This window comes from Serratia sp. C2(1) (assembly GCF_036352655.1).
Classification (GTDB): domain Bacteria; phylum Pseudomonadota; class Gammaproteobacteria; order Enterobacterales; family Enterobacteriaceae; genus Serratia; species Serratia inhibens.
Genome location: NZ_JAZFBA010000001.1, coordinates 2,003,022 through 2,029,652 on the forward strand (window position 1 = coordinate 2,003,022; position 26,631 = coordinate 2,029,652).

At 57.3% G+C, this 26,631-nt stretch carries 28 protein-coding genes and 1 pseudogene; 13 read left to right on the forward strand and 16 right to left on the reverse strand.

The genetic code is table 11. From position 1 onward, the window contains the following. Window positions 1-142: 142 nt before the first annotated feature. Window positions 143-706: a HutD/Ves family protein gene (locus V2S86_RS09320; protein WP_330762179.1), complete on the reverse strand. Its 564-nt coding sequence runs from the start codon at window positions 704-706 to the stop codon at window positions 143-145. Beyond that, window positions 706-2,076, reverse strand: a complete 1,371-nt coding sequence (locus V2S86_RS09325; RefSeq protein WP_330762180.1) for a formimidoylglutamate deiminase — start codon at window positions 2,074-2,076, stop codon at window positions 706-708. Before V2S86_RS09325 ends, V2S86_RS09320 begins: the two co-directional genes overlap by 1 nt. Window positions 2,077-2,484: 408 nt before the next feature. Between V2S86_RS09325 and hutC the strand changes: the two genes are divergently transcribed. The 4 genes from hutC (at window position 2,485) to V2S86_RS09345 (ending at window position 7,244) form a co-directional block, all read left to right on the forward strand. After that, window positions 2,485-3,201, forward strand: a complete 717-nt coding sequence (hutC, locus tag V2S86_RS09330) for a histidine utilization repressor (RefSeq protein WP_208295248.1) — start codon at window positions 2,485-2,487, stop codon at window positions 3,199-3,201. A gap of 160 nt (window positions 3,202-3,361) precedes the next feature. Continuing rightward, window positions 3,362-4,585 (forward strand): imidazolonepropionase, encoded by a 1,224-nt coding sequence (gene hutI, locus V2S86_RS09335; protein ID WP_330762182.1) that lies wholly within the window; start codon window positions 3,362-3,364, stop codon window positions 4,583-4,585. Next, window positions 4,582-5,382: an N-formylglutamate deformylase gene (hutG, locus tag V2S86_RS09340; RefSeq protein ID WP_330762183.1), complete on the forward strand. Its 801-nt coding sequence runs from the start codon at window positions 4,582-4,584 to the stop codon at window positions 5,380-5,382. Before hutI ends, hutG begins: the two co-directional genes overlap by 4 nt. A gap of 335 nt (window positions 5,383-5,717) precedes the next feature. Beyond that, window positions 5,718-7,244, forward strand: coding sequence for a serine hydrolase domain-containing protein (locus V2S86_RS09345; RefSeq protein WP_330762184.1), 1,527 nt, complete (start codon window positions 5,718-5,720; stop codon window positions 7,242-7,244). 9 nt (window positions 7,245-7,253) lie between these two features. Here V2S86_RS09345 and V2S86_RS09350 read toward each other — a convergent pair whose 3' ends face one another. Together V2S86_RS09350 and V2S86_RS09355 are read right to left on the reverse strand one after the other, a co-directional pair. After that, window positions 7,254-7,784: a chorismate mutase gene (locus V2S86_RS09350; RefSeq protein WP_330762185.1), complete on the reverse strand. Its 531-nt coding sequence runs from the start codon at window positions 7,782-7,784 to the stop codon at window positions 7,254-7,256. Between the two features lie 520 nt (window positions 7,785-8,304). Continuing rightward, complete coding sequence (locus tag V2S86_RS09355) at window positions 8,305-8,832, reverse strand: anti-virulence regulator CigR family protein (RefSeq protein ID WP_330762186.1); 528 nt, start codon at window positions 8,830-8,832, stop codon at window positions 8,305-8,307. Between the two features lie 468 nt (window positions 8,833-9,300). Here V2S86_RS09355 and V2S86_RS09360 point away from each other — a divergent pair, with 468 nt between their 5' ends. Further along, on the forward strand, window positions 9,301-9,480 hold the full coding sequence (locus tag V2S86_RS09360; protein WP_006324851.1) for a hypothetical protein: 180 nt from the start codon (window positions 9,301-9,303) through the stop codon (window positions 9,478-9,480). Between the two features lie 53 nt (window positions 9,481-9,533). Here the strand turns inward: V2S86_RS09360 and V2S86_RS09365 are convergent, their stop codons facing one another. From V2S86_RS09365 to V2S86_RS09385, 5 genes are all read right to left on the reverse strand, one after another. Continuing rightward, complete coding sequence (locus tag V2S86_RS09365) at window positions 9,534-10,415, reverse strand: nucleoside-specific channel-forming protein Tsx (RefSeq protein ID WP_330762187.1); 882 nt, start codon at window positions 10,413-10,415, stop codon at window positions 9,534-9,536. 386 nt (window positions 10,416-10,801) lie between these two features. Then, the gene (locus V2S86_RS09370) at window positions 10,802-11,074 is read right to left on the reverse strand and encodes a hypothetical protein (RefSeq protein WP_330762188.1); all 273 of its coding nucleotides are present in this window, start codon (window positions 11,072-11,074) and stop codon (window positions 10,802-10,804) included. Between the two features lie 72 nt (window positions 11,075-11,146). After that, complete coding sequence (gene yddG / locus V2S86_RS09375) at window positions 11,147-12,040, reverse strand: aromatic amino acid DMT transporter YddG (RefSeq protein ID WP_330762189.1); 894 nt, start codon at window positions 12,038-12,040, stop codon at window positions 11,147-11,149. Window positions 12,041-12,131: 91 nt separating this feature from the next. Next, a complete protein-coding gene (locus tag V2S86_RS09380) occupies window positions 12,132-13,502 on the reverse strand; it encodes an APC family permease (protein ID WP_330762190.1) in 1,371 nt (456 codons plus the stop codon). A gap of 302 nt (window positions 13,503-13,804) precedes the next feature. Beyond that, window positions 13,805-15,223, reverse strand: a complete 1,419-nt coding sequence (locus tag V2S86_RS09385; RefSeq protein ID WP_330762191.1) for a glutamine synthetase family protein — start codon at window positions 15,221-15,223, stop codon at window positions 13,805-13,807. Window positions 15,224-15,462: 239 nt separating this feature from the next. On the opposite strand from V2S86_RS09385, the gene puuD reads away from it, so the two are divergent. The 4 genes from puuD to V2S86_RS09405 are packed head-to-tail and all read left to right on the forward strand — an operon-like array spanning window position 15,463 to window position 19,581. Then, window positions 15,463-16,224, forward strand: coding sequence for a gamma-glutamyl-gamma-aminobutyrate hydrolase (puuD, locus tag V2S86_RS09390; RefSeq protein ID WP_330762192.1), 762 nt, complete (start codon window positions 15,463-15,465; stop codon window positions 16,222-16,224). Further along, entirely contained in the window at window positions 16,221-16,778 is a 558-nt protein-coding gene (gene puuR / locus V2S86_RS09395) for an HTH-type transcriptional regulator PuuR (protein ID WP_330762193.1), read from the forward strand. Before puuD ends, puuR begins: the two co-directional genes overlap by 4 nt. 15 nt (window positions 16,779-16,793) lie before the next feature. Continuing rightward, a complete protein-coding gene (gene puuC / locus V2S86_RS09400; RefSeq protein WP_330762194.1) occupies window positions 16,794-18,290 on the forward strand; it encodes an aldehyde dehydrogenase PuuC in 1,497 nt (498 codons plus the stop codon). A gap of 10 nt (window positions 18,291-18,300) precedes the next feature. Then, window positions 18,301-19,581 carry an NAD(P)/FAD-dependent oxidoreductase gene (locus tag V2S86_RS09405; protein ID WP_330762195.1) on the forward strand — a complete coding sequence of 427 codons (1,281 nt, stop codon included), beginning with the start codon at window positions 18,301-18,303 and terminating at the stop codon, window positions 19,579-19,581. A 39-nt stretch (window positions 19,582-19,620) separates the two neighbouring features. Here V2S86_RS09405 and V2S86_RS09410 read toward each other — a convergent pair whose 3' ends face one another. The 4 genes and pseudogenes from V2S86_RS09410 to cspE all read right to left on the reverse strand — a co-directional run bounded on the left by V2S86_RS09410 (window position 19,621) and on the right by cspE (window position 21,901). Beyond that, window positions 19,621-20,376, reverse strand: coding sequence for an SDR family NAD(P)-dependent oxidoreductase (locus V2S86_RS09410; RefSeq protein WP_311992986.1), 756 nt, complete (start codon window positions 20,374-20,376; stop codon window positions 19,621-19,623). A 330-nt stretch (window positions 20,377-20,706) separates the two neighbouring features. After that, the gene (locus V2S86_RS09415; protein ID WP_330762196.1) at window positions 20,707-21,135 is read right to left on the reverse strand and encodes a universal stress protein; all 429 of its coding nucleotides are present in this window, start codon (window positions 21,133-21,135) and stop codon (window positions 20,707-20,709) included. Window positions 21,136-21,496: 361 nt separating this feature from the next. Continuing rightward, window positions 21,497-21,575: pseudogene (locus V2S86_RS09420) on the reverse strand. Between the two features lie 113 nt (window positions 21,576-21,688). Continuing rightward, window positions 21,689-21,901 (reverse strand): transcription antiterminator/RNA stability regulator CspE, encoded by a 213-nt coding sequence (cspE, locus tag V2S86_RS09425; RefSeq protein ID WP_004943356.1) that lies wholly within the window; start codon window positions 21,899-21,901, stop codon window positions 21,689-21,691. Window positions 21,902-22,300: 399 nt separating this feature from the next. Between cspE and V2S86_RS09430 the strand changes: the two genes are divergently transcribed. The 3 genes from V2S86_RS09430 (at window position 22,301) to V2S86_RS09440 (ending at window position 24,130) form a co-directional block, all read left to right on the forward strand. Continuing rightward, a complete protein-coding gene (locus tag V2S86_RS09430) occupies window positions 22,301-22,921 on the forward strand; it encodes a LysE family transporter (protein WP_330763182.1) in 621 nt (206 codons plus the stop codon). Between the two features lie 48 nt (window positions 22,922-22,969). Next, window positions 22,970-23,299 carry a DHCW motif cupin fold protein gene (locus V2S86_RS09435; protein ID WP_330762197.1) on the forward strand — a complete coding sequence of 110 codons (330 nt, stop codon included), beginning with the start codon at window positions 22,970-22,972 and terminating at the stop codon, window positions 23,297-23,299. A gap of 510 nt (window positions 23,300-23,809) precedes the next feature. Then, entirely contained in the window at window positions 23,810-24,130 is a 321-nt protein-coding gene (locus tag V2S86_RS09440; protein WP_330762198.1) for a hypothetical protein, read from the forward strand. A gap of 50 nt (window positions 24,131-24,180) precedes the next feature. On the opposite strand, the gene V2S86_RS09445 is transcribed toward V2S86_RS09440, so the two are convergent. From V2S86_RS09445 to V2S86_RS09455, 3 genes are all read right to left on the reverse strand, one after another. Further along, a complete protein-coding gene (locus V2S86_RS09445) occupies window positions 24,181-24,825 on the reverse strand; it encodes a Qnr family pentapeptide repeat protein (RefSeq protein ID WP_330762199.1) in 645 nt (214 codons plus the stop codon). 168 nt (window positions 24,826-24,993) lie between these two features. Continuing rightward, window positions 24,994-25,737, reverse strand: coding sequence for a DUF3658 domain-containing protein (locus V2S86_RS09450; protein WP_330762200.1), 744 nt, complete (start codon window positions 25,735-25,737; stop codon window positions 24,994-24,996). A 147-nt stretch (window positions 25,738-25,884) separates the two neighbouring features. After that, window positions 25,885-26,094, reverse strand: coding sequence for a hypothetical protein (locus V2S86_RS09455; RefSeq protein ID WP_004943339.1), 210 nt, complete (start codon window positions 26,092-26,094; stop codon window positions 25,885-25,887). A 153-nt stretch (window positions 26,095-26,247) separates the two neighbouring features. Here V2S86_RS09455 and V2S86_RS09460 point away from each other — a divergent pair, with 153 nt between their 5' ends. Further along, window positions 26,248-26,598 carry a GFA family protein gene (locus V2S86_RS09460; protein WP_330762201.1) on the forward strand — a complete coding sequence of 117 codons (351 nt, stop codon included), beginning with the start codon at window positions 26,248-26,250 and terminating at the stop codon, window positions 26,596-26,598. Window positions 26,599-26,631: the final 33 nt, after the last annotated feature.

Consider the following 26,631-nt stretch of genomic DNA (forward strand, 5'->3'; position numbering starts at 1 on the left):
AAGTGACTGGAGCAAAGACTGTGCCAAACGCGCAAGCGGCGTGGGCGGCGGAGAAACGGGTTTCAGGAGGGGGCGGGCGAATCATGATGGCGCAGGCGGCGCACCTAATTGGAGCACGCGCGCCGCCTGCCGGGTGAGCGGATTAAACCGGGTGAATATCGGCCCACAGAGCCAGGCTTTCTTTTGCCAGCGGCGTCAGTTGCCCGTCGTGACGTTCGGCCTGCCACCAGCCGCCCTCGCGTGCAGCCAGCGTGACGCCGCCCGCCAGTGACCAGGTTCCTTGCAACACATACAGCACGCCGGCGTGGCCTGCCGGCAAGGTCACGCCGGCGGTGATGCGCTGTACCTTGGCCGCCCAGCGCCCGCGCCGGGTCATGATGTTAAAATCCTGGCTGGCACCGCCCAGCAGCGTAGCGTCCAACGCCACGTCGCCGGAAAAGGCAAAGGGCTCGCCGACCTGCGACAACCGGTGATCGATTTGCCCTGCGCTGAACAAATGCACGCCGTCGCCCTCCAGCAGAGTAATCGAGCGGTCGATGCCGCCAAATGCCGAAAACGGGCCGTCCTGCGCGATGGTGGCGATGCTGGCGCGCCAGTCAAAGTCTTGCGCGCCCGCCGGCCAGCAGGCAATCTCACGGGTTTCGCCGCCGCCGTTGCGCCAGGGCGTCACCGGCAGGGAATCGAAATCAAAACGGGTCAGACTCATCACGCCTCCTGCTGGAAAGTTTTCAGCACCTGCAGGAATTCCGCGCTGCTTTGCTGTTGCAACGCGTGACGCCCCTGCTCGATCACCTGACGGCCGCCGACGAAGACGTCGCGGATTTGCTCTTTGCCGCCGGCGAACAGCCAGCGGTTGAGGATCGAGGCATCGGGTGCCGCGGCCAGATAAGGATCGTCGCCATCCAGTACCAGCCAGTCGGCGCGGTAACCGCTCTGCAAACGGCCAATAGGTGCGCCGCAGGCCTGCGCCCCACCCTGCAATGCCTGTTGGTACAGCACGTCCGCCACCGCCGGTTGTTGTGGCGTGGTCAGGCGGTTACGGCGCTGATCGCGCAGCCGCTGGCCGTATTCGAACCAGCGCAGCTCTTCTACCACGTTGAGCGACACGTGGCTGTCGGAACCTATGCCCCAGCGGCCCTGATGGTGCAGATAGGCGTCACCGGGGAAAATGCCATCGCCCAGGTTGGCCTCGGTGGTCAGGCACAGGCCGGCCACCGCCTGGCTGCGCGCCAATTGCTCGAGCTCTGCGCGATCGAGATGGGTGGCGTGCACCAGGCACCAACGCGAGTCCACCGGCATGTGCTCATACAGCCAGGCCACCGGGCGTTGGCCGCTCCAGGCCAGGCAATCATTGACCTCTTTTTGCTGCTCGGCGATATGGATATGCACCGGCAAGGTATTGTCCGACGCCGCCAGGATCTGCTGCATCTGGCTCAACTCCACCGCACGCAAGGAGTGGAAGCACAGACCTTGGTTTTGCAGCGGTTGGCCCGCCAGTTGGCGGGCAATCACTTGCTGCTGTTGCAGGTAGCTGTCCGCATCCTGAATAAAACGTTTCTGCCCCGGTTGGGCGGGCTGGGCGCCAAAACCGGCATAGCTGTACAGCACCGGCAGCAGGGTCATGCCGATCCCCGCCTGCTGCGCCGCCTGGCTGAGGCGACCGGTCATTTCGCCGCGATCGGCGTAAGGATTGCCGTCGGTGCCATGATGCAGATAGTGGAACTCGGCAACCTGGGTATATCCTCCCTTCAGCATTTCGATATACAGTTGTCGGGCAATAATTTCCACCTGCTCCGGAGTCAGCCGCTGTACCAGGCGATACATCAGATCGCGCCAGGTCCAGAAACTGTCCTGCGGGTTGCCCGCGACCTCTGCCAGCCCGGCCATCGCACGCTGAAAGGCGTGGGAATGCAGGTTCGGCATGCCCGGCACCACATCGCCGTGCAGGCGAACACAGCCTTCGGGATCTGAATCGGCAATCACCTGGGTCAGGTGACCGTGCGCATCGACGTCCAGACGGACGTTATGCGCCCACCCCTCAGGGAGCAGAGCGCGTGAGGCAAAATAAGCAGGCATGGCAGTATTCCACTGTTAGTGTAACGGCTAATAACGCGCGAAGATCACGCATCCGAAAATGCACAGGCCCATCGCATTGCTGTGGCGAACCGGCCCTTATACCCTAGATAATTGGAGTTGCATCACAACAAAACCAAGGGTTTTGTTGAACAGCGCTTGCGCTGGCCCCAACGGGGCGAGGCTTTGCCGAGTAACGCGGCAAGAACGCTTATCCCGATGAGCTTACTGAGGTAAGTGATTCGGGTAAGTGAGCGCAGCCAACACAGAGGCAACTTCAAGTATGACGGGTATAGTTGTATATACATATACATACGCCGACATCAACAGTAAACTGGTGTTATTATTTTTTTATTTGACGAGGTTAACGTCGTGGTTGATCAACAGACCCTGGTACAACTGGCTGCTGCAATGAGCGATACCCCCGCCCCGATCTACCAACGGGTCAAGCAGGCGATCGTAAACCAAATCCGTGCGGGCCATTGGCTGCCGCACCAGCGCGTGCCCTCTGAAAGTGAACTGGTGGCGGAGCTGGGCGTCAGCCGCATGACCATCAACCGCGCACTGCGCGAGCTGACCAGCGAAGGTTTCCTGATCCGCATGCAGGGCGTCGGCACCTTCGTCGCCGAGGCCAAAGCGCATACCGCGCTGCTGGAAGTGCATAACATCGCCGACGAAATCGCCGCGCGCGGCCATCGCCACAGCAGCAAGATCCTGCAACTCAAAGCGCGCCCGGCCAGCGAAGAAGAAGCGCTGGCGCTGGGTATCCAACCCGGCCAACAGCTGTTCTATTCGCAGATCGTGCATTACGAAAACGACCTGCCGGTGCAGGTGGAAGACCGCTGCGTCAATCCGGTGGTCGCGCCCGATTACATGAAGCAGGATTTCGACCGCGTGACGCCGTATATCTACCTGACGCAGGCCGCCCCGCTGACCGCCGGCGAGCACATCGTGGAAGCGGTAGTGCCGACCCGCCAGGAGCGCGACCTGCTGCAACTGGAAGATCACGAACCGGGCCTGTTGATCCACCGCCGCACCTGGTCCGGCAAAAACGTGGTCACCTCGGCGCGCCTGTTGTATCCCGGCAGTCGCTACCAGCTGTTTGGCCGTTTCACCAGCGACGTTTAATTCCCCCGCGGGTGCAGCCCTTGCGCCCGCGCCCTCTCCGCGATCACATCCCGATAACAAATTTTTCCCCCGCCTCTTGTGACAAACCGGTGAATGCGCTAGGTTGTTTTTAATTGTATATACAACCATGTGGGAGCCAAGGCTCCGGCGGAGGAAAGCAATGACGTCTGAGATTCACTGCGACAGCCTGTGGCACGGGGCCGACATCGTCACCATGCGCGACGGCAAGTATCACACCCTCAGCGATGGCGCGATCGCCGTGCGCGCAGGCAAAATCGTCTGGGTGGGCGAATATGCCGCACTGCCCGCGGGGCTGATGGCCGATGAGACGGTGAAATTCGACGGCGGCATCATCACGCCGGGCTTTGTCGACTGCCATACCCATCTGGTGTTCGGCGGCAACCGCAGCGGCGAATTCGAACAGCGCCTGAATGGCGTGAGTTATGCCGAGATCGCCGCCCAGGGTGGCGGCATCATTTCCACCGTCAAAGCCACTCGCGACGCCGACGAAGAGGTGCTGCTCGAGCAAGCGCTGTTCCGTTTACGGCCGCTGTTGGCGGAAGGCGTAACCTGCGTGGAGATCAAATCCGGTTACGGGCTGACGCCGGAAAGCGAGCTGAAAATGCTGCGCGTGGCGCGCCGGCTTGGCGACATGCTGCCGGTTGAGGTGAAAACCACCTGCCTGGCGGCCCACGCGCTGCCGCCGGAATACGCCAACCGCGCCGACGACTATATCGATCTGGTGTGCAATACCATTATTCCTCAGGCCGCCGCCGCCGGGCTGGCGGATGCGGTCGATGCCTTCTGCGAGCATCTGGCGTTCTCACCGGCGCAGGTTGAGCGGGTGTTCGCCGCCGCCGAAGCCGCCGGCTTGCCGGTGAAGCTGCACGCCGAACAGCTTTCCGCCCTCGGCGGCAGCGCGCTGGCGGCACATCATCATGCGCTTTCCGCCGATCATCTGGAATATGCCACCGAGCAAGACGCCCGTGCGATGGGCGACGCAGGCACCGTCGCAGTACTGCTGCCCGGCGCTTATTACCTGCTGCGAGAAACCCAGTGCCCGCCGGTGGACCTGTTCCGCAAGCACCGGGTGGCCATGGCGATCGCCAGCGATGCCAACCCGGGCACCTCACCGGCGCTGTCGCTGCGCCTGATGATCAACATGGCCTGCACGCTGTTCCGTCTGACGCCGGAAGAAGCGCTGGCAGGCGTCACGGTTCATGCCGCCAAAGCGCTGGGCCTGCAAGAGAGCCATGGCACGCTGGAAACCGGCAAGGTGGCGGATTTTGTACACTGGCCGCTTTCCCGTCCGGCTGAACTGGCTTACTGGTTGGGTGGACAACTGCCCTGTACGGTGATTTTCCGAGGAGAAGTACGTCAATGACCATTCGCGATCCCTATGATTTTCAGGCCGGCAGCCTGCCGCTACTGATCAGCATTCCCCATGCCGGCACCCGATTGACGCCGGCGGTCGAAGCCGGTTTGACCGAAGAGGCTCGGCCGCTGCCCGATACCGACTGGCACATCCCGCAGCTGTATGATTTTGCCCGCGCTATGGGTGCCAGCGTGCTGATCGGCAACTACTCGCGCTTTGTCATCGATCTTAACCGCCCGGCGGACGACAAGCCGCTGTATACCACCGCCACCACCGGCCTGTACCCTGACGTGCTGTTTGACGGCCGCCCGAGTTTTTTGCCGGGCAAAGCGCCGTCGGACGAAGAACGCGCAGGCTATTTACAGCAAGTCTGGCAGCCCTACCACCAGCAACTGCAGGATGAACTGGCGCGACTGAAAGCCAAACACGGCTATGCGCTATTGTTCGATGCGCACTCCATCGCCTCGGTGATCCCACGGCTGTTCGACGGCAAACTGCCGGATCTCAATCTGGGCACCAACGGCGGAGAAAGCTGCGCCCCGGCGCTGAGCGATCGCCTGGTGGCCTGCTGCGAACAGCAACAACAGTTTACGCACGTGCTTAACGGTCGTTTTAAAGGCGGATACATCACCCGTGCTTATGGACAGCCGCAGCAACAGCAGCATGCGATTCAGTTGGAGCTGGCACAGGTCAACTACATGTCCGAGCAGTATCCCTTTGCCTTTGAGCCACAACGGGCGGCCGCTTTGCAGCGTCTGCTGAAGCAAATGATCGATAGCCTGCTGTCCTGCGAGCTACCGCGTTAACCCAGCGCTGTACCCAAGCCGGGGCGATCCCTCTTGCCCCGGCGTCACCAAGACGTCACTTCGCCTCCTGATTTTTTGGCATAAAGCATGCCTCCTTTCTTGCGCCCGCTTCAATTTGCGTACTGCTTCGCAGTTTGAGTGAAAACCCTTGTATCTGGTCGGAACAGCGCACAAAACAGCGGCATAGAGATCGCAGGGTACGCCACAATCTGCCGAAAATCCTGGCCGTTGCCTGGAAATAACTCCCCGTAAACCTTTCCCCGGCAACCTTGGCTGCCAGGGTTCCGGCTGCGCGGTGCGAGACCCAAAATTGATCACCCACTCTGGAGGCTACCATGTCTGAAACCCCGTTAAACTGGCGTGCCGCACAGGCCGTTGCCAATCGTCTGTTGGCGAATTGGCGCTCCGATGGCGAACCCGGTGGAGCAATGACCCTGTTCGACGCCAGGCAGATACGGGCGACCGCCAGCGCCGGCCTGGCCGACCTGGCGCAAAATACCCCTTTTACCGCCGATAGCGTGGTGCGCTACGCCTCGATCACCAAGCACATCTTCGCCGCACTGGCGTTGAACGCCACCGGTAACGCCCTCAGTCTGCACCATCGTCTCGGCGATTTGCTGCCAGAACTGCATGCCCCGCTGGCGGAGGTGACCGTCGGTCAGGCGCTGGACATGACCAGCGGGCTGCCCGACGTGCGTGAAACTCTGGGGCTGCTCGGTATCTCGGTACATACCCGCAGCGATGCGCAGCCGGTGATGCAGTTCCTGCAGGGGCTGCGTGAGCTAAATTATCCGGCCGGCAGCGAAGTGGCCTACACCAATACCGGATATCGGTTGGTTGAGGCTGCGCTAAAAGCCAAAGGCTATGACTTCGAACAGCTGGTGCAACAGCATATTGCCAAGCCGCTGCAGGTTCAGTTATGGGCGCCGGAAAGTTGGTTTGACGTGGTGCCCGGCCTGGCGCCCGGCTACTGGCGCTCCCCGCAGGGTTGGCAACTGGCCAGCGCCGGTCTGCACCTGTCCGCCTCCGGCAGCCTGGCCGGCAGCGCCAATGCCCTCACCCGCTGGCTGCAAAGGCTGCTGGCTGATGAAGGCCCGGGCCAGGGTGTGTTGGCACAGCTTGGCACCCCACGGCGGCTCAATCAGGGCCAGCTCAGCGCTTACGGTCTGGGGTTGGCGCAAACTTCGCTCGGCGCGCATCCTTTACTGGGCCACGGAGGTTCACATGCCGGTTACAAAAGCTATTTTCTGCTGACGCCCGATCGGCAGGCTGGGGTAGCGCTGGTGGCCAACCGCGAGGATTGCGACAGCTTTGGCATGGTGCTGCAGGTGATGGCCGCCCTGCTCGATGAAGCAATGCCGCAACGCAGCACCGCCATTCCCGACGGCATTTACGCCACGGTGGCAGAGCCTTACTGGCTGGAGGTGACAGAGGGTAACCTAAGCTATTTGGGGATCGGCGAACCGCTTTACCAGGCCGATGACGGCTACGCGGTGTCGCTTTCTGCCCATATGCCAATGCGGTTGAAATGGACCGGTGAAGCGGTTGAAGGCGAAGTGGGCCACGTGGCGCGCCGCTTCCTGCCGGTAACGCCCAACGACGACTGCCTGAAGCACGTACAGGGTCTCTGGTATCACCCGCAGTACCGCACCGCCTTCGAGATATGCGGCGATCGGGTGCACATCGGCGTGGGTCCGGCGGCGCAGACCGGCACAATCAGTTCGCTCGGCCACGGCCGTATGCTGGTAGAAAGTAGCGACGGCCCGTGGCTAAAACGCTTTTGTCTGTATTTTCGCGGTTACAGCGTGGATCTGATCGCCAACCGCAGCCGGGTGCTGACCTTTCAGCGCGGCAGCGATTAGCTACGCCGCTCACCCCGCTTTACCGGCCCTGACCGCCAGTAAAGCGGTGAACAACCGCTGCTTGTCGGCTTCGCCGAGATTAGCCTGACGAATGGCGCTAACAAAAGCGCCGCGTGCCTGTTCCGTCAAGGGCCCGGCTTTTAATTGCTGCGCCAGCCGTTGCAAAATGCGGTTGCTTAGCTCGGCGATCTGCGGTCGCACGCGGTCCAGCGGGCGCGGTTGCCAACCGCTTTCAGGCGTCGCCAGCCAGTCTGCGCGATAGCGGTACTGAATCGCCTTGGCGGCGTCCATCTGTGCCACGATAAACGGCCGCACCGAGTGCGGATCCAACCCTAATCGACCCGCCTCCGCCTCTGTACTGGCCAGCACCTTGGCTTCCTGCGTAAGATCCTCGATCGGCAAGTGCTGCCGAGCTTTGTAACCGGCGACATCTTTCATATAAGCCAGACGCTGGTTGACCAATTCGCCAAGCGTCCCCCCGTCGTCTGCCAGCGCTGAAAAACTGGCCAGACAGCAGGCGAACAATAACGCTCTGAACATGGTCCTTTCCTTTTTGTTTGCCCAAATAAAGAAAGCAGAGTTCATCACAATCGCCGCGGCTCAGGCAACTCTCCAGCGGAAAGAAAAAAGCCCCGCCGAAGCGTAATGCTGGTCAGTTAGCCTTTTTCTGAAGGTGTTGGTGAAGTTTTCGGTCGATAAAGGTGAGATGCACCATGAGACTCTCGCGCCTCGACCGAGCAAGGGACCGTAAGGCGCGGCCCCTTGCAACCCGCGCCTTTGCCCTGTCAGACGGTTGGCTGCGCCAACTCCCCTCCCTCCGTCACCGCGCATCACGGCCGGCTACGCGGGTGCAGCGGACAGACGATGTTAAGCGAGGGCGCGGGTGGAGGGGCCGCGCCTTCGGGCCCTTCAATTGCCATTCATTGTGGTAGCAGAGAAATGCGGGATATTTACGGCCATTCCTCCTGGAACGCACAGAGATTGGATAAAAAAATGCCAGTCAGGCTTAACTGACCGGCATTATCGCCGAAGCGAGGCTTTGAGTCGAAGACGCCGGGCGTTAGTCAAACACGCCGTTAATCACCGAAGCTACAATGGCGGTGCTCAACGCCACCAACACCAGATCGTTACCGGCAATGCGCCATTCGTAACCCGGATAGGACGGCAGATCGCGCAGCATTGAAGAAGGCACCATTTTCTTGGCGATGCCTGGAGGCAACGGTTTGCCGCGTGCCAGGTTCTTGGCGATGCCCGGCGGCAGAGAACGATAGCCGGTCAGGCCGTAATTCAGCGCCAGCGAACGTACCCGATCGTGAGAGATATTGACCGACACCAGATCGCGTTCGTCACCTTTGGCTTTATGGCCTTTGTCTTTATTGCCTTTATCTTTATTGCCTTTGACGTGGTCGCCGCTATTGCCTTTGCCGCTGTTGCCGTGACCATTACCGCCACCGTTGCCTTGACTGTTGCCGTGCCCGCCGCCGTTGCCATTGCCATTGCCGCCCTTATCGGCGAACACTGGCGCAGAAGACAGACCCAGCGAGACAATCAGCGCCAGTGCCGTGAGAGTAGTACGACTTTTGTTCATGTTATGACTTCCTGCTTGGGGTATTACATTAACTATAGCGGTAATTCCCCCCATAAAGGATAAGGAAAACTCCGAGATTGTGAGCAGTAAAAATAGGGCCGGGCCGGCCAGAGTAAGGAGAGTGATGAAAGATTATTCCAGCGCAAAACTATTCGAAAAAACCGAGCCTCGCGACAAGATTTTTCTTGCAGCAAAATAAGCCTTGCAGTACTTTGGAAAGGTACCAAAAAGAGTTAGTCTGCTCTTTTTCGTCGCACCTCAAATCTTATTTTATCGTCCAGAATGATAAACTGAATGCTTCCCGCCACTCCGTGCGGGATTCTTTTTTTACTAAATTTGACGCCTGTCGCACCCTCCTGGTGCTTTATGTTGAGATTTGGTAGCCGATACTTTAAATTCAGCGTCTGAGAAACCTTAACCTCCCGCGGTGGCCAGTTGGCAACGGGTGGGCGTTCAGGAGCAAAAGACATGCAAATGACCCTCATGGAATATATCACTCAGCACTTTAACGGCGATCTTCACCGCTACGCGCAATCCGAAGGCGTGAGCCGTGAACAAATCATCCATTGGATCGATAATGAATGCCATGTAATCAAAGGACGATTATTTATGCCGGTGAGACATTTACCGGGTGAACAAGCGCAGTGATAACAAAAAAACCCCGCCAAAGCGGGGTTTTCTGTTTCTGATACCACGGAAAATCAGAAGTTATAACCGGCCACGAGGTAATAGGCCCAGCCTGTAGATTTAATTGGCCCCTGCGGCGTACCGATCTCCGAGCCATCTTGCCACTGACCGCCGTTATGGAAGTAACGGGCCACGAACGAGTAGTGCCAGTGATCGTAGTTCAGCGCCAGAATGTGGCTGGAAGCGATAGAGTTGCTGGTGCGAACCTGTTTCCCGGTACCGTCGGTCCAGTTGCTGTCTTTGCCCAGATCGGAACCGAAGTCAAAGTTGGTGAAACCGATGTAACTCAGGTTTCCGCCCCACAACGGGGTCAACGGCACAAAGTATTTCACCTTGAAGCGGTAACCATCCCAGCTGTTCTCATTGGCGGCCTGGTAGTTTTCCCACTGGTATTTGGCATAGATGTTCATCGACAGGCTCATCGGCAGGCCGGTATCGATGTCCGTACCCAGACCCATGTACCAGGTATTCTGGCGGCCGTCGGCGTTATGACCCAGGTCATAGATATAGTTGTTGGCGAAGTACCACTCTTTGAACGGCCCGAAGCTCAGATCTGTGCCGGTCAGCTTGTCGATGGAGAAGCGCGGCTCGATCTCCATAAACAGCGGTGAACCCTTGTCCCAGATGCCGCGGTCCGGCGTATTGCCGACGCCGAAGAACTTAGGCACATCGACGTAGCCATAGAAATCGAACCAATCTTTTTTGGCGAAGGCTTCGTATTCAAGATACACATCGTTGTTCAATTGCGGTCCGAAACGGGTGTGGTAGCTGCCCACCACGTTAACGCTCTGGTGCCACCAATCCGAGACGAATTGGCTGTCTTTGCTATCAGCCATTGATGATGCACTGTAAGACGCTGCGAGCAATACACCTGCTGCTAGAGCTATTTTTTTCATTTTTATTACCACATGCTTAAAGGGCCATTTCCTGCCCGTTAGAAAAGATGACAATGAGTCTGACGACACCTGGCGTTGCCCCGCTGACTGTTTCTCGGGCGACACGCGCATTATAGAAATCACCGAGTGTAATAATCTGTGATCCAGTTATGCATTTCGCGAATAGGTAATCGATTGCGTTCACATTTGTCAAATTATGTTTCATGCAAATTCACGATCGATGTGATTTTTGTCATGCTCGGTGATTTATAAAGCAGTTTTTGTGCCAATTGTGCACAACACCCAAAATGAGCGCGGATGGCATTTTTAGGCCAAAAAAACCGGCTCAAAACGGCCGGCTGAAGAAAAGAGATGTGTGGGAAACGGGTCTGATGGCCGTGGAAAACTCAACGCACGCTCGGCACCGCTTTGGCTATATTTTCCTGGCGGAAAACCACTTCCTGCCCCGGAGCCACCTCCCACTCTTTAGGTGGGATGTCCACCTTCGGCGCAGCGGCAACCACCGAGCCGAAAATCAACTTGCCTTCCCTGCGCAGTATGCCGACATCAAGCTGGTATTCATGGCGCAAGTTAGCGGTGGTCAGGCGCACTGTATCACCGCGCATATAGCTTTCATCGTCAATCACTGGCTGCTGAATGAATTGGATATCGTCTCTCATTTTTATGTTCCTTCAGGCACTATCGCTAGTTAAATTCTAGTCCACTATCCCAGGGTCGACTGATAATTTCCGTTACTTTCCACGGGTTGCCCGCCAGCAGATCAGCGAACCGAGTGTGACCATCACCACGCCCTGCCAGAAACTGACCGTCAGCGAAGTATCAAGCACCAGCGCGGCAAATACCGCCGACAACACCGGCGTAAAATAAGATACCGTCGCCAGCAGCGTCATGTTGCCGTGCAAAATGCCGACATTCCACGCCGCATAACCGACACCCATCGCCATACCGGCACACAGCAGCGTCAGGCTCACCGGCCAGGTAAACTGCATGCCGCTTTCGTCGCTGAAGGCATATTTCAGCCACAGCGCCACGGCGGTCAGCGTAATAAACAGCACCACGCCGTTGCTGCCCTGCGCAATTTTTTTGGTCAGGTTGCAGTACAGTGCCCAAATCACCGCGCCGCCAAAAGCCAGCGCATAACTCAACGGGTTACTGCGCACATTATCCAGCATCTGCGCCGGCGACCATCCGCCCTCACCGCTCATGATCCAGCCAATACCGAACAGCGACAACAGCAGCCCGGGCAACAGCCACCATTTAGCTCTTTGCCCGTTGAACACCAGCGCCATCAGCACGGTAAAACAGGGCCAGAGATAGTTGATCATCCCCACTTCTATCGCCTGCAACCGGGTATTGGCATAGCCCAGCGACAACGACAGGCAGATCTCATAGCTGACAAACAGCAGGCTGCCGAGGATCAGATAAAGGCGGGGAAAATGGCGCAGATTCGGCAAACGCAGCACCAGCAGCAAAAACAGTGCACTGACGCTGTAGATCATCGCCGCACCGCCAATCGGCCCCACCCCTTCACTGACGCTGCGGATCAGACCAACGACGCTGCTCCACAACAGGATCGCCAATAAACCGAACAACGTGGCTTTATGCTGGGCGGGTAAAGAAAACATGAAGACGATCCAATGGGTTATTTTTTATCGGAATTTTCACTCTACTGCCGGACGGCGGAAAAAGAAAGGCGGGAAAACCCGCCTGATTTCGTTACTGCTGAGGCTGCCGCTCAAACTGCGGCGGTGGCTGGCGAAAACGCCGGGTGAGGTACACCAGATACGCAAAGCCCAGCGCCGCCCAGATCAGCCCCATGGTCAGCGAACTTTTTTCCAGGTTCAACCACAACACCGCCACCGTCAGCGCACCAATCAGCGGCAGGATCAGGTAGTTGAAACGGTCCTTCCAGCTTTTGTTGCGCCCCTCGCGAATAAAGAAATGGCCGATAACCGACAGATTAACGAAGGTGAAGGCCACCAACGCGCCGAAGTTGATCAGCGCCGTGGCGGTGACCAGATCAAAAGACAGCGCGGACAGCGTCACCAGCCCAACCATCAGCACGTTCAATGCCGGCGTGCGCCATTTCGGGTGGATATAGCCGAAGAATTTTTCCGGGAACACGTTATCGCGCCCCATCACGTACAGCAGCCGTGAAACGCTGGCGTGCGAAGCCAGGCCGGAAGCCAGCGTATTGATAAAGGTAGTGCAAAGGAAGATGGCCTGGAACAGCTTGCCCCCCACGTACAGCGCGATTTCCGGCAGCGCCGCATCCGGCTGGTGAAAACGCTGAATGGAAGGGAAAAACAGCTGGATAAAGAACGATACGCTGATAAAGATCACCCCGCCGTACAGCGCGGTAAGAAAGATTGCACGCGGGATCACCTTGGCGGCATTGGGCGTTTCTTCGCACAGGGTGGTGACCGCATCAAAACCGAGGAACGAGAAGCACAGGATGGTAGCGCCGGTGATAATCGGCAACAGATGCGCGTTCTCACTGATGAACGGCTGCAAACTCCATACCGTTCCTACCCCTTCGCCATTGCGCAGGCCGTGCACCACCAGGTAGATAAACACCAGAATAATCGCCACCTGGGCCAGTACGAACAACATATTGAAGTTCGCCACCAGATTGACGCTTTTCAGGTTAATCGCCGTCATGATGATCACAAACCCCACCACCCACATCCAGGGCGGTACCTCGGGGAACAGCGCGGTCAGGTAAATTTTCGCCAGCAGCGTGTTGATCATCGGCAGGAACAGATAATCCAGCAGCGAGGACCAGCCGACCAGAAAGCCGACGTGCGGGTTGATCGCTTTCTGCGCATAGGTGTAAGCCGAGCCGGCGGTCGGGAACTGGCGTACCAGCTTGCCGTAGCTGATGGCGGTAAACAGCACCCCAGCCAGCGCAAACAGGTAGGAAGAAGGCACATGGCCGTCGGTGACGCCGGACACGATGCCGAAAGTATCGAACACCGTCATCGGCGTCAGATATGCCAGGCCCATCATCACCACCTGCCACAGCTTGAGGGTTTTGCGCAGTTGCGGCTTGGCCGCCGGATTACAGTCGGTAGCATTAATCGTCATAGCGTTTCCCCTCGTTGTCCTCTGCTGGTAACCGTTTAACGTCATTCAGAGAGGCCGCGGGGAAACTGCTGCTCGGGCGGCGGGAAAAGCGATACGAAGGCAAACGAGCTCGGCCAGCGAATAGGCACGGGCCAGCGCCCGCGCTGACTGACGGTAGGGTAATGGCTGTCATGGTTATTTCCTCGCCGGCGTCCTGTACGCCCAGATGGAAGAAATGCGGTACCGCAGCGCGTAGCTTCGCAGGCCACAGGATAGCCGGCGCAATGCGCCAGACGCGCGCGGTAGGTTCGGATTGAGCGGGGTCAGGCGTTTTTCAGCATCCACTCGATTTCGGTTTCGGTGATCAGGCGCTCGAACTGCACCATTTCATCCGTTTTACAGGCCAGGTAAACATGGCTGAACCTTTCGCCGAGCAGCGCATTCAGCACCGGCTGGTGCTCGAACTCGTACAGCGCATCGCTCTGGCGGATGGGGAATGCCAGTCCCTCCTGCTCCAATCCGTTGCCGGTCACCGGTTCTTGCAGCGGCAACGGCGTTTCCAGCCCGTAAACAATCCCCGCCAAAATGGTCGCCATCACCAGATAAGGGTTGGCATCGGCACCGGCCACGCGGTACTCCACGCGGTGGTTATCGCGATCGCCGCAGGGGATGCGCAGCGCCACGGTGCGGTTGTTATGGCCCCAGGAAGCCTGGGTCGGCACGTACATGCCCGGCTGGAAGCGGCGATAGGCGTTAACGTTGGGCGCCAGCAACGCAATAGAAGAAGGCATCAGGGCGATCATCCCCGCCAGCGCCTGCTTCAGCAACGCGGAATCCTCGCCGTCGTCATCGGCCAATACGTTGTTGCCCTGTTTGTCGAGCATGCTGATATGCACGTGCATCCCGCTGCCGGCGTGTTCTTCATACGGCTTGGCCATAAAGGTCGCGTGCATATTGTGGTTTTCCGCCACCATGCGGATCAGGCGCTTCAGCGCCAACGCGTGGTCGCAGGCTTGCAGAACGTTATCGGTATGATGCAGGTTTACCTCAAACTGGCCCGGTGAGGCTTCCGCCACCGCCCCGTCCGCCGGGATGCCCTGCAAGCGCGCCAGCTCGTCGATGTCGCTCAGCACGTCGGCGAAGTGATTAAGGTTGTCGACGGAATACACCTGACTCTGGGTATTGCGCTCCTGAGTACCTGGCGCACACGGCGGCTGAAGATAGCCCTCTGAGTCGCGCAGGCGATCGATGAGATAGAACTCCAACTCTACCGCTACTACGGGGGAAAGCCCGCGCTGACGCAAACGCTGCCACACGCGGTTCAGCACATTACGCGGTTCAACGTCAAAGGGAGTACCATCTTCATCCAGCATGGTGAGCAGTACCTGGCCGATATATTGCGGATCCGCCGCCGACGGCGTCAGCGTGCCCGGCACCGGGACACAGATATGATCCGGCTCACCCAGTTCCTGCCCCAGCCCGGCTTCTTCTACTACGTTGCCGAGAATATCCATCGCAAACACCGACGCCGGGAAGTAACAGCCCTTCTCCAGCTTGCTCAGGCCACTGACAGGTATGCGTTTGCCGCGGAAGCTGCCGTTGAGATCGGTCAGCAGAACGTCAACGTGCTGAGTCAATGGATAACGTTCCAGGTACTTCTTCACTTCACGCTGGAACGCGCTACTTCGCCTTTCTTTGTTGTGCTGAACAAAGTTTTCCACTTCTACTATGTTGGTCTGCATGATTCACCCGCCATTTATGTTTTTGTCTGTGGTTCCCACACCTATTGCCGTCGATATTTTTTGACCATCGCGTTCAATATAATGCCCAAAAATGAAACATAGTTGCAACAAAATTGTTTTGCAAGTGTTAATTTGAGTTTGAACATTGCTCATTTGACTGCTAGGTTTATAAAATATTGAACTAAAACGGCACTTGAGAAGCTTATCGTTCATAATTTCGAACACCCCAAGGGGATAGCATGGGCAATATATTTAACAGACCAATGGTCGGCGTAGTGATGTGCAGGTATAGGTTAAACGAGCATCTCACTCAGACCTTGCAAGAAAAGTACCTGAATGCAGTAATCACCGCCGGAGGGTTGCCGATCGCCCTGCCGCACGCGCTGGCGGAGCCCACACTGCTGGAAGAATTGCTGCCGCACCTCGATGGCATTTTGCTGCCCGGCAGCCCCAGTAACGTGCAGCCGCACCTTTATGGTGAAAACGGCGATGAGCCTGACGCCGATCCCGGGCGAGATGAATTGAGCCTGGCGCTGATCCGTCATGCGCTCGACAGGCGCATTCCCCTTTTCGCCATTTGCCGTGGCATGCAGGAGATGGTGGTTGCCACCCAAGGCACTTTGCATCGTCGATTGTTTGAACTGCCCGAACTGCTCGAACACCGTGAAGATCACGACCTGCCACTGGATCAACAATACGCCCCCGCCCACGAAGTCATCGTTCAGGACGGCGGGCTGCTTTCGCAACTGATACCGGATTGCAACAGATTCTGGGTTAACTCACTGCACGGGCAAGGGTCAAAAACCCTCGGTCCCAACGTCCGCATCGAAGCCCACGCCGCCGATGGGCTGGTGGAGGCGATCAGCCTGCGTGACCAGCCCTTCGCGCTGGGCGTGCAATGGCACCCGGAATGGAACAGTGAAGAATACGCCCTGTCGCGCCTGTTGTTCGACGGCTTCATTACCGCTTGCCGGCACTACCAAAAGGAAAAACGCCTATGAGCGATGTCAGCTTGGCACCGGGAAAACGTCTGTCGCAGATCCGCCAGCAATTAGGGTTGTCACAGCGCCGCGCCGCCGAACTGTCTGGATTAACCCACAGCGCCATCAGCACTATCGAGCAGGACAAGGCCAGCCCGGCCATCAGCACGCTGCAAAAGCTGCTGACGGTGTATGGGCTGTCGCTGTCGGCGTTTTTCGCCGAGCCGGAAAAGCCGGATGAGACGCGGATTGTCATCGATCATGAAGATCTGATCGAGATTGGCAGCCAGGGGGTGTCGATGAAACTGATTCACAACGGCGACCCCAACCGCACGCTGGCGATGATGATAGAAACCTACGAACCGGGCACCACCACCGGCGAACGCATAAAACATCAGGGGGAAGAGATAGGCACCCTGCTGGAAGGCGAAGTGCTGCTGCAGGTCAATGGACAGAACTATCACCTGTTGGCCGGCCAGAGCTACGCCATCAACACCGGCATTCCCCACAGTTTCAGCAACACGTCGGCGCGGATTTGCCGGATTATCAGCGCCCATACGCCGACGACATTCTGATCAACGGAGCAAGGCATGGACTTCCATCACCTGCAATATTGGCAACACCGGGCGCAAGCCCTGAATATTGAGAACCGACTGTTTATTAATGGCCGTTATCAACAGGCCGCTGAAGGCGAAACCTTTACCGTAGAGGATCCTGCCGCTCAACGCGCATTGACGCAGGTGGCGCGGGGGAGCAGCGCCGATATCGATCTGGCTGTCAGCACGGCGCGCGAGGTGTTTGAACGCGGCGACTGGTCACGGGCCGCACCGGCGCAACGCAAGGCTACCTTGCTGCGACTGGCGGCATTGATGGAGCAGCACCAAGAGGAATTGGCACTGCTGGAAACGCTGGATACCGGCAAGCCGATCCTCCACAGTTTGCGCGACGACGTGCCCGGCGCTATCCGCTGTCTGCGCTGGTACGCCGAAGCTGTCGACAAGGTCTACGGCGAAATCGCCCCCACCGGCGGCGACGCGCTGGCGTTGATCGAACGCGAGCCGATCGGCGTGGTTGGCGCTATCGTACCCTGGAACTTCCCGTTGCTGCTGGCCTGCTGGAAACTCGGCCCGGCGCTGGCCACCGGCAACAGCGTGATCCTCAAACCTTCGGAGAAATCCCCGCTGAGCGCGATCTATCTGGGCAAGCTGGCGCAACAGGCCGGGTTGCCGGGCGGCGTGCTGAACATCATCCCCGGTTACGGCCAGGATGCGGGCAAGGCGCTGGCGCTGCATAACGACGTCGACGCCCTCACCTTCACCGGCTCTACCCTGGTTGCCAAACAGCTGATGATCTACGCCGGTCAATCCAATATGAAACGGGTATGGCTGGAAGCCGGCGGTAAAAGCGCCAATATCATTTTTGCCGACTGCCCGGACCTGGACAAAGCGGCACAGGGCGCGGCGGCGGGTATCTTCTACAACCAGGGGCAAGTGTGTATCGCCGGCACCCGGCTGCTGGTGGAAGAGAGCATTCAGCAGGAATTCTTGCAAGCCCTGCGTAAGCATGCGGCAGCCTTTATGCCGGGGGATCCGCTCGATCCGGCCACGGTGATGGGCACGCTGATCGATCAGGCTCACTGTGAAAAAGTGGCCGATTATATCGAGCAAGGATTGAGCCAGGGCGCAGCACTGTTCCTTGATGGCCGCGAGCACCCGCGCAGCGGCCACGCCGGTTATCTCGGCCCAACCATTCTCACCCAGGTGGATAACACCATGAGCGTGGCGCGCGATGAGATTTTCGGTCCGGTGCTGGCGGTAACGTCCTTTAACGGCGAACAGCAGGCATTGCAGTTAGCCAACGACAGCGAGTATGGCCTGGGCGCCGCCGTCTGGACGCGCGACCTGTCCCGCGCCCACCGCATGGCTCGCCAACTGAAAGCCGGTTCGGTTTTCGTCAATAACTACAACGACGGAGACATGACCGTGCCGTTCGGCGGCTACAAGCAAAGCGGCAACGGCCGCGACAAATCGCTGCATGCGCTGGATAAATTCACCGAACTGAAAACCACCTGGATTTCGCTGGCATAAGGGCCCCATCATGACTGAACACGTAAAAAGCTACTATGCGGCTTCGGCCAACAGCCATCAGCTCTGGCCGCAATTGAATGAATCTATTGAATGCGACGTTTGCATCGTCGGCGGCGGTTACACAGGCCTGTCTTCTGCGCTGTTCCTGGTAGAGGCCGGCTACAACGTGGTGGTGCTGGAATCCGCCCGCATCGGCTTCGGCGCCAGCGGCCGTAACGGCGGCCAGTTGGTGAATTCCTACAGCCGCGACATTGACGTCATCGAAGAACGCTATGGCGCAGAAAGCGCCCGGATGCTCGGCAGCATGATGTTCGAAGGCGCAGAGATCATTCGCAGCCGTATCAAGCGATACGCCATCGAATGCGACTATCGCCCCGGCGGCATCTTCGCCGCGCTGAACAACCGGCAATATCATGCGCTGATCGAGCAGAAACAGAATTGGGAGCGTTACGGCAATACCCAGTTGGAGCTGCTGGACGCCGGGCGCATCCGTGAGGAAGTGAACAGCGAACGCTACGTCGGCGCGCTGCTGGATCACAGCGGCGGTCATATTCATCCGCTGAATCTGGCGCTCGGCGAAGCCGAGGCGATTCGCCTGCAGGGCGGGCGCATCTTCGAGCAGTCGGCGGTGACCCATATCCGCCACGGCGAACCCGCGCTGGTCAGCACCGCAGGCGGCCAGGTGAAGGCCCGCTATGTGATTGTGGCCGGTAATGCTTATCTGGGCGATAAGCTGGAGCCCAGGTTGGCGAAACGCAGCATGCCGTGCGGTACCCAGGTGGTGGCGACCGAACCGCTGGTGCCGGAAGTAGCGCAGTCGCTCATTCCGCAGAATTACTGCGTGGAAGACTGCAACTACCTGCTGGATTATTACCGCATTACCGGCGATAACCGCCTGCTGTACGGCGGCGGCGTGGTGTATGGCGCGCGCGATCCGGACGATATCGATAATCTGATTCGGCCAAAACTGTTGAAAACCTTCCCGCAATTGAAAGGCGTTCGCATCGACTACCGCTGGACCGGCAACTTCCTGCTCACGCTGTCGCGCATGCCGCAATTCGGCCGGCTGGAGAATAATGTGTATTACATGCAGGGCTACAGCGGCCACGGCGTGACCTGTACCCATCTGGCGGGCAAGCTGATTGCCGAGCTGATGCGTGGCGATGCGGAGCGTTTCGATGCCTTTGCCAAGCTGCCGCACCTGCCGTTCTTCGGTGGCCGCAACCTGCAAATCCCGTTCACCGCGATTGGCGCAGCCTACTATACGCTGCGGGATCGGATTGGGGTGTAATGCCGAGGGGCCCGGCGCACCGGGCCTCCGTACTCATGGTTATACGATCTTCGGTTGACCGTCTGATGCGGTCGCGCCGCCGTCAACCGGGATGTTGGCGCCGTTGATAAAGCTGGCATCGTCGCTGGCCAGAAACGCCATCACCGCCGCCACTTCTTCCGGCTCTGCCGCACGCCCCAACGCAATACGCTCGTTGAACTTGTCGCGGATCTCCTGCGGCCAGCCATTGGTCATATTGGTTTTCACCAGGCTCGGGCACACCGAATTCACGCGTACGCCGTCACCGCCGTGATCCAGCGCCATGGCGCGCGTCAGGTTGACCACCGCCCCTTTCGCCGCGCAGTAATAAGCCGCCCCCCAGTCGCCCCCCAGGCCGGATACCGAGGCAGTGTTAACGATGCAGCCCTTGGTTTTCAGCAGATGGGGCATCGCGAATTTTGAGCAGAACACCACGCCGTCGATATCCACCCCGGCGATGCGCCGCCAGTCGGCTACGCTGGTTTCCAGCACGGTACCTGCCACGTGCACGCCGGCATTGTTCAGCAGCACGTCGATACGGCCCAACTTCGCCGCCACCTCGTTCATCATTTTTTCAACCGCAACCGGGTCGGAAACGTCGATGTGCACCGCCATCGCCCTGCCTTTCGGCAGCGAGGCGGCAACGGTATCTACCGCGTCCTTCGCCCAGTCCGCCAGCACCACCACGGCGCCCTCGGCGGAAAATCGGCGTGCCGCCGCCTCCCCCATCCCGTTGCCCGCACCGGTGATGACCACTACTTTGTTGTCGAAACGCATGAGACCTCCTCCATGTGAATATATTTCTATAAATCATACAAATCCTGCTGAGATCCGAGGATAAAACTCATGGAGGGCAAGGGCCAGTCAAAACGTGCGGTTTATTAATCATAAAGAGGTATATCCTGACAATTCAGCACATAAAGCCGGGCATTATCAGAATTAACCCAATGCTTTGATCGTATTAATAAAATCAAGTGACGAGACTATTTCAACAAAGAATCATCAGCAATCTATAAGTTCAATAACGTCCCTATACCGCCGTTCGTTGGATAAGCGGCAGTAATGGGAAATCGCCGCCGCTTCGGTTAGCAGCGGCGATGAACAGGCTTATTTCTTGTCGATTGGGATCACCAACAGATCAACCTGCAGGTGGTTGATGGCCTGTCGCGCCGAGGACATCAGCCGGCTCCAGATATCCTGGTGATGACCAAAAATCACCAAATCAATGCCCTTCGCCTTCACCGCCCTGTTCAGCTCTTCCGTCAATTCGCCACGCCCGATAATCACCTCCTCGACCGGATAGGATGACTGGCCCTTGATCGCGTTCAGCATATTTTTCACGCGTTCCGAAAAAGTGCGGTCAGTGTAGTTATATTCACCCACGCCCAGTTCGGCGTAATAGCCGGTGTGGTGGATATCGATATAGATCAGGGATAACCTGGCATTGAGCGCGCCGGCCAGCCTGGCGCCCTTGCCCAGCAGGAACTCGGCGTCTTCGCTGAGATCGGTTGCGACAACGATATGTTGATAAGCCATGATGCTGCCCTCCGCATTGCGCTGATGAACAGAAATGGCGCCCCCGACAGGGGCTTTTCACTCGTATCTTATACAGTTCAAGTTTAGTTCAGCGCCAAGATGACCGCTTGCCTGGCCCCTATGGGTCTGGTTATGCAACGATGTTTTCTGACCGACAGGCATAAAAAAACCCCGGCGTTTAGCCAGGGTCATCAATGTTTGCCGGTTACTTTCCCGGCTGTCATGTTATGGCGTAAGCGTCCATCGAACACTCCAACGTTACGCAGCCTAAGCACAACTTTTTCACAACAGAAAAAAAGACTGAGACGCCGCTTTATTATTTATGCGCCAATCTGTTTTGCTATTGCCAATAATAAATTATTGGAACGTCATCGAGGAATCGAACCCCAGTCCGCCAGTAAATAAATTCACTGCCGCTCTTCCTGCTGAGCTAATGACGTATTCATGAATACTCCGGGCGAACCCGGAGTTTATTCGGGCAACGCTTTTATTTCTTATCCGCTCCGGCTTAAGCCATCATCGCTATCGCAAGAAATAAAACATTACCTTAAAATTATAAAACCACTACGTTGCCTGCTGAAGGGCCTTTTGCACCACTTTCGATGGTGAACTCAACGCGCTGGCCTTCATCAAGAGTTTTGAAATCATTGCTCTGAATGGCAGAGAAGTGCACGAACACGTCTTTGCTGCCGTCTGCCGGAGAGATAAAACCAAAACCTTTACCCGCATCAAACCATTTTACCAAACCAGTCATTTTAGTAGACATAGATATTTCCTTTATATTTTGAGACGCCATACGGCGATAGAGGTCTGTTTTTGTTGGAAACTTATTGGGCACTAGAGAAGGTAATTCGCGGGAGAAGAGGTATCTATGGGATATCACTAATACTGAGAACTGCTTTACTAAAACTGCTTTCATAAGGTCTGTACTACAAACCGATGACGCTATTTACACACAGCCAGATTATTTAAGCAAGGAATATTTATAATTATATTTATTTACACTATGAATTCATTACATTCCCCGGCGCGGAAAACTCACAGCCAAGAAAGGCGGCATGCGGACGAAAGAAAAATGTCCCTCTCCGCACGATATCGGGATGGATTGTGGCCGCGATTCATTATAAAACTGCTGATATGTTCTTTTCTGATCGGCTGTAACATGATGATCGATATGCCCGCAGTAATCGCCGTCTTCACCCTGTATGTGGTCGGCGTAGTGGTGCCTGGCCCCAATTTTGTCGCCGTAGCGCATAAAGCCGTCTCTGCCCGCCGGGCGGAAGCCTTCGCCCTGGTCGCCGGTATCGTGCTGGTCAATCTGTTCTGGGCCAGCGGCGCGATCCTCGGCATCGGCCTGGTTTTTGCCCTGTTCCCCTGGCTGGCGATGGCGGTCAAGATCGCCGGAGCCGGCTATCTGATTTGGTTTGGCTGCCGCCTGTTCGCCAAGGCCAAACCCGATTCGGGTTTGATAAACGCCAGCGCTCGTGAAAAAAGTGGATCCCGCGTCGCCTTTCTGCAGGGTATCGCGACCAATATTGCCAACCCAAAATCTGTCGCCTTCTACGCCGCAGTATTTTCGTCAGCGGCGCCGGCGCATGTCTCAGCGGCGACCTTCGCCGCCATGCTGGCGGAAGTGGCGGTGATTGCCGGTTGTTGGTACGGACTGGTCGTCCTGGTGTTGTCGCACGCCCCGATCGCCGCCGCCTACCGCCGCCGCAAAGCCCATATCGACAGGATCTGCGGCACATTGATTGTTGGGCTGGGAATACGGCAGTTGCTGCGTTGACCGTGGCGTGTCCGCCCAATTTACAGGCTGTGTCTCAGGAAAAAAACCATGAAAATATCCGATCTCCCTTTCGGTACCACTGACTGGCAAGACATCGCCGCAACGGAGCACCCAGGCGTTACCGGCATGGCCTACTGGCGAACTCGCCGGTTCGGCGACCTGCGTGTAAGAATGGTTGAATACACGGCCGACTACCTCGCAGATCACTGGTGTACCAAAGGCCATATCCTTCTGTGTCTGAGCGGGGAGTTACATACCGAGTTGGCCGATGGCAGACGCTTTGTTCTGCTGCCGGGCATGAGCTATCAGGTGGCGGACGACGCAGAACCGCACCGCTCGTCAACACCCGGCGGAGCGCAGCTGTTTATCGTCGATTAATGCCTGTGCCAGCTTCCAGGGGCTGTCGTTATGTCTTATCAAGGCTATTTATTTATGCCCAGGGCCAGCCATCGGCCCCGCCCATCTTCGTCCTGCCTGGCTACTTCAGCCTGATACAATCACGGCCCGGTTTTCACGGGAAAATCCGTTTAGGTTTGGATAACTGCACTACGGCTGGCTCCCTCAGTATTTATCTACGGCTTGAACATCACGCTCAGATGACCCTTTTTGCCACCGTTGCCTGGATTTTTTACTGATATAAAGGTGAAGGGGTGTCAGGTGCGCATTATTCATACCCCCATCTAATTTGTCATGATTTAGTAACAAAACCTTAACTAATCAATAAGTTCTCGACACCGGCGCATCACCGTTGTTAGGATCGTTATTGTGAAGTACTAATATAGTTTCCTACGTGGTTGTAACGGGATGGTTATGATTTACAAAAAGACAATGGCTCTGGCAGCCCTTGCTATCAGTCTGACAGGGTGTCAGCCAACGCCACCCAGCTATGTGTCAAACGCTAACGCGCTGTTGGAAAAACAAATCACTCATATTGCCGGTGAAAAGGCCAAGTGCCAATACACCAGTAAAAACGGTTTCTGGCTTTCCGCTTGCTCTTCATCTGATACGCACCCCTCCCCTTTGTTCGCGCTGTTCGAACCGGAAGGCGTGATGCAGGCCAGCGATAACCTGGCGATTTTTGTTACGCCGGTCAATGAAGACGCCCATTATTTCACCCAACAGCCGGGTTTCACCATCCCGGTAACGACGCGGGAAATCCCGGTCAATGCCGATGCAGTGATCAACTCACTGGCCCCGGCGACACGCTAGTTTTTCTGGCTCTGTCATGAGAAGTCGACGCACCTCAATGCGACAAAGGCTTAACCGATAATCGCGATGCCCAGCCGTTCCATGATTTGGAACGCCTGATAACTGTCCAGCTTGACCCCTTGCAAATCGATACCACGCACGTCCAGCTCGCCCAATTCGGAATTGGTCAGGTCGCAATGGGTAAAGTTGGCGGCACGCCAGTCGAACGAAGAAAATTCGCCCCCGGAGAGATCGGAGCCGCTAAAGGTCGCGCCGAGGATCTGCGCCCCATTCCAGCGGTTTTCCCACAGCTCGCACTTCTCCAGCACCACTTTCGAAAAGTTGGCGTAGCTGAGGTTGGTTTTGGTGATGTAAGCACTGCAGAACCAGGTACGCGGGGTGATCATGTTCATAAAACTGGCACCGCGAAAATCGGCACCCTGGGCGCGACACTCGCGGATTTCAATGCCCAGCGCGCTGGCATTTCTGAAGTCCGCCATCGATAAATCGCAGCTTTTGAAGCCGGCGTCTTTCAATAGCGCACGGCTGAAATTGCCGCCTTGCCGGCTCTCGCGATCATAAAACTGGCAGCCGATAAACTCGGTGCCGGTCAGATCAGCCCCAGAGAAATCACAGTTGCGAAAAATGCCGTTTTCAATCTTCTCACCGGTAAACCGGTTACGAGCAATTTTTTCACCATCCAAAACCAGCGCCATGCAACCCACCTGTTTATTTATACAGTCAGTGGCGCATTATAAGCCGATCCTCTCGGGCGAGAAAACCGCTTTGGCGTATTTTCTCCGCCGGAAGGCACAAAAAAAACCGCTTTGGTATATTTTCCCGCCGAGAGGCACAAAAAGAGCGATCATGCGCTGTAAGGGCGTTTATGCCTGCCTGACCTTGATACGGTTCATGTTCATCCCGGCGCTCTGAGCCTGCAATGCGCCCTGGGCAATCAAGGCGTACAACCGGAAATTAAGAAAGGTATCCCCCACCGGATAGGGCGAATTCGCCATAGCTTCGCCCACCACCCGCGAACCCTGGGTGTAATCTGCGGGGCAGGCATCCAGCAGCTGACGGTCGTAAAAATCCTGCGCCTGCCCCTGCACCGCGTTTTCCGCGAAGATCCGCACCGGGGCATTCTCTGCCAGCAGGCGACGCCAGTCGGCGGTGAGGGCCGCTTTCTCTTCCGACGTCAGTTCACGCCGCCGGATCCACAGCGGTTCCAGCATCTCCGCCGGGCACCAGTGGGTGCTCGGTCGCCCGGTGTGTTCGGTGACGCTGACGACAAAGAGCGGGCGCTCGCCAAGCAGCGGCAGCAACGCACGCAGCATCAGCTGTTCATCGGCGTTATCGCCAACCCACAGGGTCACTTGCCCGGTGACGGCGGCAAGCTGCGCTTTTAACGTCGTCATGCTCGCCAGGCACTCTTCGGAGGTGTTCCACTCGGGTGCGTGAACGGATTGGTACAGATCGCGAAACCAGCGGGTTCTGGCCTGCAGCGCGCTATCGTCGTCGAGCGCATACAGCGGCCCAAACGACAGCCTGTCGGGAAAATCCAGCACGTCCTCTCCCGGGTAAGCCAGCCGCACACAGCTGCCCGACAATGCGATATGCACATCCTTCATCAACGTTCTCCTCACGCACTTTCCTAAGATAATCCTGAGGTCGATTTTACAACTTTTCCCGCTTCGCTCTATGACAAACAATCCGAATATGTCGGACAAAATGCAAAAAACCGCCCACAGGGGCGGTTGATGATGGGGCGCAGGAACTTACTTCAATGCTTCCTGAATGGCATCCGCCATGGGGCCAATGTGCTTTTCCGCGGCTTTCAACTGAAAATCCACGCCGTTACCGTCGTTGGTATCGGACAACGTGGCCTTAATCAACTCCAGCGCCGCCTGCACCGCCACCAACCTTTTATGCTGTTCGTCCGTGACAGGTTTGGAACTCATCGTCGCCGGGTAGTATTGCTCTAACATCGTTCTCTCCTTGTGATTGGGCCAATCTCTACCCTACCAGCCTTTTCCCCGGTTCTCTAATGAGGCAGATCACTGCGTCGTCCCACAGAAGCCTGAGCGGCGAAAAAGTGAACTATAATGGGACGAACCGACGTTTTCAGCAGGTGAGCCCCTATGCCATTTCAAGGAAGCTGTCACTGCGGCGCCGTCACCTTTACGGTGAAGGCCGAACTGCCCCACGAAGCCTTAAGCTGTAACTGCTCCATTTGCCGCCGCAAAGGCATGCTGCTGGCATTCTTCCCTGTCGATACCTTCGAGCTGAACAGCGGTGAAGACTTGCTGCGCGGCTATACCTTCAACAAACACATTATTCAGCATCAGTTCTGCCAAACCTGCGGTACCGAGACTTTTGCCTACGCCAAGGGCCCGGACGGCGCGGCGATGTGCGCCATCAATCTGCGTTGCGTACCTGCTGTGGCGCTGGATGGGTTGAAAATCCACCCGTTTGACGGTGCCAGTGCCTGAATGGCAACAAGGCGGGAAATATCCCGCCCTGGT

Coding starts and splice junctions, on each gene's coding strand:
- V2S86_RS09320 (WP_330762179.1), bottom strand. CDS start 706: ATGAGTCTGACCCGTTTTGATTTCGATTCCCTGCCGGTGACGCCCTGG.
- V2S86_RS09325 (WP_330762180.1), bottom strand. CDS start 2,076: ATGCCTGCTTATTTTGCCTCACGCGCTCTGCTCCCTGAGGGGTGGGCG.
- hutC (WP_208295248.1), top strand. CDS start 2,485: ATGAGCGATACCCCCGCCCCGATCTACCAACGGGTCAAGCAGGCGATC.
- hutI (WP_330762182.1), top strand. CDS start 3,362: ATGACGTCTGAGATTCACTGCGACAGCCTGTGGCACGGGGCCGACATC.
- hutG (WP_330762183.1), top strand. CDS start 4,582: ATGACCATTCGCGATCCCTATGATTTTCAGGCCGGCAGCCTGCCGCTA.
- V2S86_RS09345 (WP_330762184.1), top strand. CDS start 5,718: ATGTCTGAAACCCCGTTAAACTGGCGTGCCGCACAGGCCGTTGCCAAT.
- V2S86_RS09350 (WP_330762185.1), bottom strand. CDS start 7,784: ATGTTCAGAGCGTTATTGTTCGCCTGCTGTCTGGCCAGTTTTTCAGCG.
- V2S86_RS09355 (WP_330762186.1), bottom strand. CDS start 8,832: ATGAACAAAAGTCGTACTACTCTCACGGCACTGGCGCTGATTGTCTCG.
- V2S86_RS09360 (WP_006324851.1), top strand. CDS start 9,301: ATGCAAATGACCCTCATGGAATATATCACTCAGCACTTTAACGGCGAT.
- V2S86_RS09365 (WP_330762187.1), bottom strand. CDS start 10,415: ATGAAAAAAATAGCTCTAGCAGCAGGTGTATTGCTCGCAGCGTCTTAC.
- V2S86_RS09370 (WP_330762188.1), bottom strand. CDS start 11,074: ATGAGAGACGATATCCAATTCATTCAGCAGCCAGTGATTGACGATGAA.
- yddG (WP_330762189.1), bottom strand. CDS start 12,040: ATGTTTTCTTTACCCGCCCAGCATAAAGCCACGTTGTTCGGTTTATTG.
- V2S86_RS09380 (WP_330762190.1), bottom strand. CDS start 13,502: ATGACGATTAATGCTACCGACTGTAATCCGGCGGCCAAGCCGCAACTG.
- V2S86_RS09385 (WP_330762191.1), bottom strand. CDS start 15,223: ATGCAGACCAACATAGTAGAAGTGGAAAACTTTGTTCAGCACAACAAA.
- puuD (WP_330762192.1), top strand. CDS start 15,463: ATGGGCAATATATTTAACAGACCAATGGTCGGCGTAGTGATGTGCAGG.
- puuR (WP_330762193.1), top strand. CDS start 16,221: ATGAGCGATGTCAGCTTGGCACCGGGAAAACGTCTGTCGCAGATCCGC.
- puuC (WP_330762194.1), top strand. CDS start 16,794: ATGGACTTCCATCACCTGCAATATTGGCAACACCGGGCGCAAGCCCTG.
- V2S86_RS09405 (WP_330762195.1), top strand. CDS start 18,301: ATGACTGAACACGTAAAAAGCTACTATGCGGCTTCGGCCAACAGCCAT.
- V2S86_RS09410 (WP_311992986.1), bottom strand. CDS start 20,376: ATGCGTTTCGACAACAAAGTAGTGGTCATCACCGGTGCGGGCAACGGG.
- V2S86_RS09415 (WP_330762196.1), bottom strand. CDS start 21,135: ATGGCTTATCAACATATCGTTGTCGCAACCGATCTCAGCGAAGACGCC.
- cspE (WP_004943356.1), bottom strand. CDS start 21,901: ATGTCTACTAAAATGACTGGTTTGGTAAAATGGTTTGATGCGGGTAAA.
- V2S86_RS09430 (WP_330763182.1), top strand. CDS start 22,301: ATGATCGATATGCCCGCAGTAATCGCCGTCTTCACCCTGTATGTGGTC.
- V2S86_RS09435 (WP_330762197.1), top strand. CDS start 22,970: ATGAAAATATCCGATCTCCCTTTCGGTACCACTGACTGGCAAGACATC.
- V2S86_RS09445 (WP_330762199.1), bottom strand. CDS start 24,825: ATGGCGCTGGTTTTGGATGGTGAAAAAATTGCTCGTAACCGGTTTACC.
- V2S86_RS09450 (WP_330762200.1), bottom strand. CDS start 25,737: ATGAAGGATGTGCATATCGCATTGTCGGGCAGCTGTGTGCGGCTGGCT.
- V2S86_RS09455 (WP_004943339.1), bottom strand. CDS start 26,094: ATGTTAGAGCAATACTACCCGGCGACGATGAGTTCCAAACCTGTCACG.
- V2S86_RS09460 (WP_330762201.1), top strand. CDS start 26,248: ATGCCATTTCAAGGAAGCTGTCACTGCGGCGCCGTCACCTTTACGGTG.